The sequence below is a fragment of the Candidatus Nealsonbacteria bacterium CG07_land_8_20_14_0_80_39_13 genome, from assembly GCA_002779355.1.
Lineage (GTDB): Bacteria > Patescibacteriota > Minisyncoccia > Minisyncoccales.
This window is the reverse complement of sequence record PEWS01000033.1, coordinates 1-8,332: the sequence shown is the minus strand read 5'-3', so window position 1 is coordinate 8,332 and position 8,332 is coordinate 1. Positions and strand designations below refer to the sequence as shown.

Annotated in this window: 5 protein-coding genes; all 5 read right to left on the bottom strand. The window is 39.6% G+C overall.

The window, feature by feature from the left end; all coding sequences use genetic code 11:
- Positions 1 to 385: 385 nt before the first annotated feature.
- The gene (gene glmS, locus COS96_02370) at positions 386 to 2,275 is read right to left on the bottom strand and encodes a glutamine--fructose-6-phosphate transaminase (isomerizing) (protein PIU43818.1); all 1,890 of its coding nucleotides are present in this window, start codon (positions 2,273 to 2,275) and stop codon (positions 386 to 388) included.
- Positions 2,276 to 2,360: 85 nt separating this feature from the next.
- On the bottom strand, positions 2,361 to 4,844 hold the full coding sequence (locus tag COS96_02365) for a leucine--tRNA ligase (protein PIU43817.1): 2,484 nt from the start codon (positions 4,842 to 4,844) through the stop codon (positions 2,361 to 2,363).
- A gap of 31 nt (positions 4,845 to 4,875) precedes the next feature.
- The gene (locus COS96_02360; GenBank protein ID PIU43816.1) at positions 4,876 to 5,721 is read right to left on the bottom strand and encodes a hydrolase TatD; all 846 of its coding nucleotides are present in this window, start codon (positions 5,719 to 5,721) and stop codon (positions 4,876 to 4,878) included.
- Between the two features lie 69 nt (positions 5,722 to 5,790).
- Entirely contained in the window at positions 5,791 to 6,654 is an 864-nt protein-coding gene (locus COS96_02355) for a prephenate dehydratase (protein PIU43815.1), read from the bottom strand.
- A gap of 313 nt (positions 6,655 to 6,967) precedes the next feature.
- Positions 6,968 to 8,332: 2-isopropylmalate synthase (locus tag COS96_02350; protein ID PIU43814.1), on the bottom strand; the 1,365-nt coding region annotated here is incomplete at its 5' end.

The window sequence follows — 8,332 nt, the reverse complement described above, 5'->3', positions numbered from 1 at the left end:
TCTTTTTTCTCGCTTTCCTCCAGTTGAATGTACAAAAATTCTTGATCATTATTGGTAAGGTATTTCTCTCTTCCCATGTCGATAGGGCCACCCTCTTCGGGTTCGCACTGTACTTCGGCTTTTTTGGCATTTTTGGCGGAGTTAATCTGTTATTTATCCCCCACTCTGAACGTTTCACGAGCACTTCTATTTCTGAGATTTCTCCGTTTTCATCAAGAAAAAACGGGTGCAAATAACCATCTGCTACGCCACGGAAATCTTTACCGACAAAATTAACTTCGGTGACGCCCGCATCATATTCGCCCTGATAATAGATTGATGTTTCAATCGATTTGTTCGTATAAGTTATTTTTTTACTTTCATATTTTTTGGTTCCGCATAGTAACTACTCTACTGTTACTGATTTGGCCAGATTGCGGGGTTTGTCAATGTCATATCCCTTTTCCAACCCGACATAGGCGGCAAAAAGGTGGAGGGGCGTAGAAGCTAAAATCGGCGAAAGCATCTCCAATGTTTTCGGGATATAAATAACATCGTCAGCTATTTTCCTGATTTCTTTGTCCCCCTCTGTCGCCAAAGCAATGACAAGGCCTTTCCTGGCTTTAATTTCCTCAACATTGGAAATCATCTTTTCGTAAACGCTGTCGGAAAGACAAATGGCGAAGGTCGGAAATTTTTCATTGATAAGAGCAATTATCCCATGCTTCATTTCTCCGGCCGGACAGCCCTCGGCATGCAAATAAGAAACTTCTTTTAATTTCAACGCCCCTTCAATGGCGGTCGGATAATTATATTTCCTTCCCAGAAACAGCATGCTGGGAAACTTATAATATTTTCTGGCTATCTTCCTTATCAAATCTTTCTGCTCCAAAATCTTCTCAACTGATTTCGGCAGTTTTTTGATTTCTTGGACTATCCTTCGTCCCATGACCAAAGACATCTCTCTCTGTCTGCCCAAATAAACTGTAAGAAGGGCCAGAACAGTAAGTTGAGAAATAAAAGTCTTGGTTGATGCAACAGCGATCTCCGGACCGCAGTGATTATAAACTCCGGCATCAGTTTCTCTAGCTTGAGTTGAGCCGACGACATTAGTAATGCCCAAAACTAAAACCCCCTTCCTTTTCGCCTCCCTTAAAGCGGCCAAAGTGTCAGCTGTTTCGCCTGATTGAGAAATATAAAGAACAGCTGTCTTCTTATCAATAATCGGCTTGCGATAGCGGAATTCTGACCCGGTATCAACTTCCACCGGAATTCCAGCGTATTCTTCAAGCATATACTCTCCTACGAGACCGGCAAAATGAGCAGTGCCGCAAGAAACAATAATAATCCTTTCAATTTCTCTTAATCTTTTTTCCACTGTTTCTAATCCTCCCAATTTTACTGCGCCGTCTTCTTCTATCAAACGACCCATGGTGCTGTTTCTTATGGCGTCAGGCTCTTCAAAAATTTCTTTTAACATAAAATGAGAATGCCCTCCTTTCTGAACCTCTTCCAGCGACCATTCTATCTCTGAAATTTCTTTTTCTTTTTTCTGATTCCTTCCCGCATTCTTGCGGGATCCCGCAACATTGCGGGACAGGTCATAAACGGAAAAACCATCTTTGGTTATGACAGCGATTTCCCCATCTTCAAGAAAAATAACTTTTTGGGAATAAGCCAAAACAGCTGAAGGGTCGGAAGCAATCCAAAATTCTCCGTCTCCAACGGCTAAGAGCAAAGGGCTTGAATTCCTCGCCGCCACAAGCTTTCCCGGGTCATCCTTGGAGATCACGGCCAGGCCATAAGTTCCCTTAACCATTTTCAAAGCTTTCCGAACCGCCTCCTCCAAATTCCCCTTAAAAAAACAACCAATAAGATGAGCCAAAGCCTCTGTGTCTGTTTCAGAAACAAATTTACATCCTTTTTTCGCCAACGCCTTATTCAATTCTTTGTAATTTTCTATGATTCCATTATGAACAAGAAAAATATTTTTTTGATTATCAAAATGGGGATGAGCGTTGGTTTCATTGGGAACTCCATGGGTCGCCCAGCGGGTATGAAAAATAAATGGATTTCCCGACATCTCTTTCTTCTCCTCTTTTTCTTTTGTTTCTATCTTCTTCTCAAGGGAAGATATCCGTCCGGCCGCCTTCAGGCAGACTATCTCTTTCTTCGCCGGATCATAAAAAGCCAAACCGGAAGAATCATAACCGCGATATTCCAAACGCTTCAAGGCCTCCAACCCCAAATATATATTTTTATTATTCTTGCCGATATAGCCGACTATTCCGCACATAGCTTTTGCTTTGCAAAAGAATTTTTAATTTCTAATTTTTAATTTTTAATCAATTTTTAATGACTAAATTTTAAAACCTTCAACACTAAACCACAATGTTAATTAATTTGTTGGGGATGAAGATGATTTTTCTTATCTCCTTACCTTCCAGCCATCTTTGTGTTTTTTCTTGAGTCAAAACAATTTCTTTTATTTCCTCTTCGGTTTTCCCTGCCCCAACCTCCACCTTATCGCGAACTTTTCCGTTAATTTGAATTATTAAACTTACCATTTCATCCTTAATCAATTCCGGATCGTATTTCGGCCACTCTTCTTGAGAAATACTCTCCTTGTTCCCAAGAACAGACCATAACTCTTCTGCAATATGCGGAGCAAATGGCGCCAATAATTTTAATAGTATTAAGTAGTAAGTATTAAGTATTAAGGGACTCTTTTCTAATTCGTTGACTAAAATCATTAATTGAGAGACTGCAGTGTTAAATTTAAAATTCTCAATATCCTCCGTCACCTTCTTAATTGTCTTGTGCATCAGTTTTTCAATGTGAGCATTGTTTGTTTCTTGTTCTTTGTCCCTTGTTTCTTGTCCTATTTTCCATACTTTCTCCAAAAATCTTCTTGTCCCCACTAATCCTTTTGTATTCCAAGCAATGCCCTCGCTGAACGGCCCCATAAACATCTCATAAAGGCGCAAACTGTCAGCGCCATATTCTTCAATAACATCATCGGGATTAATGACATTACCCCAGCGCTTGCTCATTTTTCTTCCGTCTTCAGCCATAATTAAGCCGACGTGAAATAACTTATGAAATGGTTCAGCTGTAGAGACAACGCCTATATCCTGTAAAAATTTATGCCAAAAACGGGCGTAAATAAGGTGGCGGGTGGCATGCTCGGCTCCGCCGACATAGAGATCAACCGGCAACCAATTGTCAAATTCTTTTTTACATTTGAAAATTGGAAATTGAAAATTGGAAATTCCTCGCATTATGTATGCGAGGTAATACCAGCAACTTCCTGCCCATTGAGGCATGGTATTCGTTTCTCTTTTCGCTTTTCCTCCACATTGAGGACAAGTGGTATTTACCCATTCTTCAATCCCGGCCAAAGGAGATTCCCCTGTCCCGGTCGGTTCATAATTTTTAACTTTCGGCAACTCTAAAGGCAAATCCTTTTCCGGGACAGCCACTACTCCGCATTTTTCGCAATGAACCAAAGGAATCGGCTCTCCCCAATATCTCTGTCTTGAGAAAACCCAATCTCGCAATTTGTAATTTACCTTTCTCTTGCCAAAACCTTTTTCTTCCAGCCAATCAGCCATCTTCTCCCTCGCCTCAGCTGTTCCCAAACCAGAAAATTCCCCTGATTCAGTAAGTGTCCCTTCCTCCTCGTAAACATCTTCCCTCGCATTAATTTTTAATTTTACATTGTTATTTTGATTTTTGATTTTTGATTTTTGATTTTCGCCATCCTTTTCTTCAATGATAACCCTTTTAATCAACAAACTGTGTTTTATAGCGAAATCATAATCGCGCATGTCATGGGCCGGCACTGCCATTACTGCTCCTGTGCCATAACCGGCGACAACATAATCAGAAATAAAGACAGAAACCTCTCCATTATTAAAGGGATTGATGGCTTTTATCCCTTTCAATTCAACTCCTGTTTTTTCTTTAGCCAATTCTGTTCTTTCCATGTCTGATTTCTTTTTGCTTTCTGCAATATAATTTTCAACTTCCGGCCAATTTTCAATTTCTGATTTCAATTCTTGAATTAAGGAATGTTCCGGAGCTATAACAACATAGGTGCATCCAAAAATAGTATCCAAGCGAGTGGTAAAAACTTCGATTTGGAACTTACAACTTGAGACATGGAACTTGATTTCTACGCCTTCGCTGCGACCAATCCAGTTTTTCTGCATTTCTATTATTGAATTTTCCCAATCAAGCAATTTCAAATCATCGAGCAAGCGCTCGGCATAATCAGTGATTTTTATAACCCACTGGCGCAAGGGCTTTCTTTCAATCTCGCTTCCGCATCTCTCACATTTTCCCTGTTCCAAGTCCTCGTTGGCTAATCCGGTTTTACAACTCGGACACCAATTTATCGGCTCAAAGGACTGAAAAACTAATCCCTTTTTAAACATTTGAAGAAACGTCCATTGCGTCCATTTGTAATATTCCGGGTCAGTGGTCTTAATTTCCCTTGACCAATCATAAGTAAAACCGACTTTATCCATCTGACCTCTGAATCTTTTAATATTCTTTTCAACTGCTTCAGCCGGATGAATTTTGTTTTTGATGGCGTAATTTTCCGCCGGCAAACCAAAAGCATCCCAACCCATCGGATGAAGAACTTCAAATCCCTGCATTTTCTTCATTCTGGCGACAACGTCAGTGGCGATATATCCCTTAGGATGGCCGACATGAAGGCCTTCTCCTGAAGGATAAGGAAACATGTCTAAAACATAAAACTTCGGCTTTCCCGAGCCATCTTTTGTCTTAAAAATCTCCTTATCTTGCCAAAAATCCCTCCATTTTTGCTCTATTTCTTTAGGATTATAATCTTTCATATATCCCCACCTTATCAAATTTCCGCCCTAATTAAAAGTTAAAGAGGGTTTTGGCGTTCTCAGTTGTAGTTTCAGCTATCTGTGCAAAACTGACTCCCTTGATTTCAGCTATTCTTTGAGCGACATATTTTACAAAGCTCGGCTCGTTTCTTTTTTCTCCCGCCATCGGCGGCGTTAAAAACGGACAATCGGTTTCAACCAAAATTTTATCCAGAGGAATGTTTCTGATAACTTCCTCCAGTTTTTCTTTTTCACTTTCTCTAAAAATTATCCCGGTAAAACCGATATAAAAACCCATTTCAATAAACTTCTCCGCCTGTTTAAGATCGCCGGTAAAGCAATGCACGACGCCTAAACAGTCGAAGCCCGCCCTCGCCCGCTTTTCTTTTTCCAATACCTCTACCAAGTCAGCAAAAGCGTCTCGGCAGTGGATTATCATCGGCAAATTCAATTCCTGCGCCAACTTTATCTGTTCCGAAAACAATTCTTTCTGCTGAGCTACTTCTTTTTCAGCTTCCTCCTTATTTTTTGATAAGTACTTATAATCCAACCCAATCTCCCCAACCGCCCTCACCTTTTTGCTCTTCGCAAATTCTTTAAATTTATTAAAGTCTAAATTTTGAGCTTTTAATTGTTGTTTTGCATTTTGCGCTTTACGCTTTACGCTTTCTAGATTTACTTCGCTCGGGTGGACTCCGACGCTCGCATACACTCCTTCGTCATATCTTTTCGCTATCTCAATCGCTTTTTTTGAACTTTCATAATCCGTGCCGACATTTATCATTCGCGTTCCGGAATCTAAGACCCGACGAATCACTTCGTCCCTGTCTTCATCAAAATCTTTAAAATTTACATGTGAATGACTATCAATCAACATAATTTTATTTTAGATTTATTCCGTTTCAAAAGCAAAAAACAGCCGAATTATAAAAATTCGGCTATATGACTAAATTATATGTCTCGGATAGGACCAAACCTTCAATAACTTTGCCGTCACCATTCTTATCGCCCTCAACGCTATTTTTACATCTTTATTTTTCTTGTGTCCGGAAATATCAATATAAAAAACATACTCTCCTATTTTCTTTTTTGACGGTCGAGATTCTATTTTGGTCATATTAATGTCTAAGGCGGCAAAAATGTCCAATACCTTCACTAAGCTCCCTGATTTATTGGCTATCGTAAAAATAATTGAAGTCTTGTCATTTCTAGTAGGCTCACTGGAGTTTTTTCCAAATATAATAAATCTGGTGGCATTGCTTTGATTATCATCGACTCTTTTCCCTATAATCCTTATTTCTCTATAAAATTCAGTAAGCCATTTTGGTCCGATTGCTGCTTGCTCCTTAGAATTTACATGAGAAATTATTTGAGCGGCTTTCCCTGTGCTACTTGTAAATTTTGCCTCAATTTTATTCTCAAGAATAAACCGTTGACATTGCTCAAGAGCCTCCTGTTTTGAATATATGGTTTTTATGTCTTTAATCTTAGCGCCTTTTATTCCCAATAACCATTGCCCAATGGGGACTATCATTTCATTTTCAATTTTAAATTTAGAGGGAAACTCTTGCAGGGTATCAAGCACTGCCTTAATCCCCCCGTCAATAGAATTTTCGACAGGAAACACCAGTTTATCAATTTCTCCTCCTTTCAAAATCTCTAAACCATTCCCAAATGTGGGGAAAGGTACAAGAGCTACATTTTTCCCGTACTTTTTTGCTAACATTTTCGCCGCTTTCCAGGAAAAAGTTCCTTCCGGTCCAAGATATCCGATTTTTACGACTCCTTCTTTTTTTATTCGTTTTTCCATTTTTTTTTGTTTTTATCCTGTTTTTTTTATTTTTTAATTTTTTTAAGGTTCTATTGCCGACGAAAGCCGGCTTAATTAAAAACGCCTCCTTGCGGAGAGCGTTTTTGGTTTCAATCTTTTTCTTTATTATTTCCTACTTCTTAGAATTGAAATCAAAAACGCTCTTCTTAAAGAAGAAGCTAAAGAAGGAAAATAACCAATTTTGCGTTCCTTTATGATTTTTCATAAATTTCCTTTAACAATCCAAGAATACCAAAACCTAAAAAATTGTCAAATAAAAAAAGGGCGTTCTTTGTAGAATGCCCATGCTTCGCTACTCCAATAGTAGACAATTTAAACCGTTAACAAACGCGCTAACGCTTGCCATAACAATGTCTTCGTGTACTCCTCTAGCCGTAACCGTTTTCTCGTCTTTACTAATTCTGATGGTAACTTCCGAAAGAGCGTCTGTCCCGCCGGTTGTTGCATCAAGACGGTACATCTCAAGAACAATTTTATTCTCGCCGATGGCTTCTTTTATCGCCTTGAATGCCGCATCAACAGGACCAATACCATTACTTTCGGACTTAACCTTCCCGCCACGGTATTCAAGGATGACCCGCACAAACGCTTTTTTGTTTGAGTCAATACTTCCATTGATTCGGACTACTCTCAAGATTTTTTCATTATCCGAAACTCTGCCTGTTATGTCTTCCGCTATCGCAATCAAATCTTCTTCAACTACTTTTTTACCCATGTCGCCAAGTTCTTTAATCTTCCCTGTTATTTCCTGCAATTGTTTTTCCGTTGCGGATATTCCAAGCTCCTTCAGTTTCTCTTCAACGCCGTGCGCTCCAACGAGTTTGCCTATCACAAATCTTCTTATCGCGCCTACAAACTCGGGATTTATAGCTTCATAAGTTTTAGGATTAATAATCATCCCATGCACATGCACGCCGGACTGGTGAGAGAAAGCATTATCGCCAACAATCGGAAAATTAGGCATTACCCGAATTCCGGTGAGACGCTCTACAAGCTTTGAAGTCTGACAAATTTTTTCAGTTATTATATTCGTCTTAATTCCGTAAAGCAACTCTAAGGCTGTAACAACCTGTCCAAGATCTGCATTTCCTGCTCTTTCTCCAAGTCCATTAATCGTCACATGAGGAACCATTGCGCCGGCCTCAATTCCCGCAAGAGTATTTGAGACAGCCATCCCGAAATCATTATGGCAGTGGACAGCAAGCTTTGTTTTTAAATTTCTTTTCAAATTAGAAATCAGATAACGCATCGCCGGTGGCGTCATAATCCCAACAGTATCAGGAATATTGATATATTCAACACCTTTGCTTTCTGCAAGTTTGCATACTTCAATAAGGTAATCAAGCTCTGTCCTGCATGCGTCTTCAGGACTGAAATGAACCTTAAACCCGTGGTCAAGGCAGTACTGGATTGACTCTTCGGCTTTATTCAGAACATCTTCCTTGCTCATCTTTAGTTTATAATCCCTGTGTATTTTGCTTGTGCCGATAAAAATATGTATTAAATCAACATCGGCGTTAATACACGCATCAATATCCTTTTGAACACATCTGGCAAGCCCACAGATTTTAGCGTCAACTTCTTTTGCTATTCCCTTCACGGCCCGAAAATCACCGTCCGATGATATCGGGAACCCAGCTTCAATTACGTCAACGCC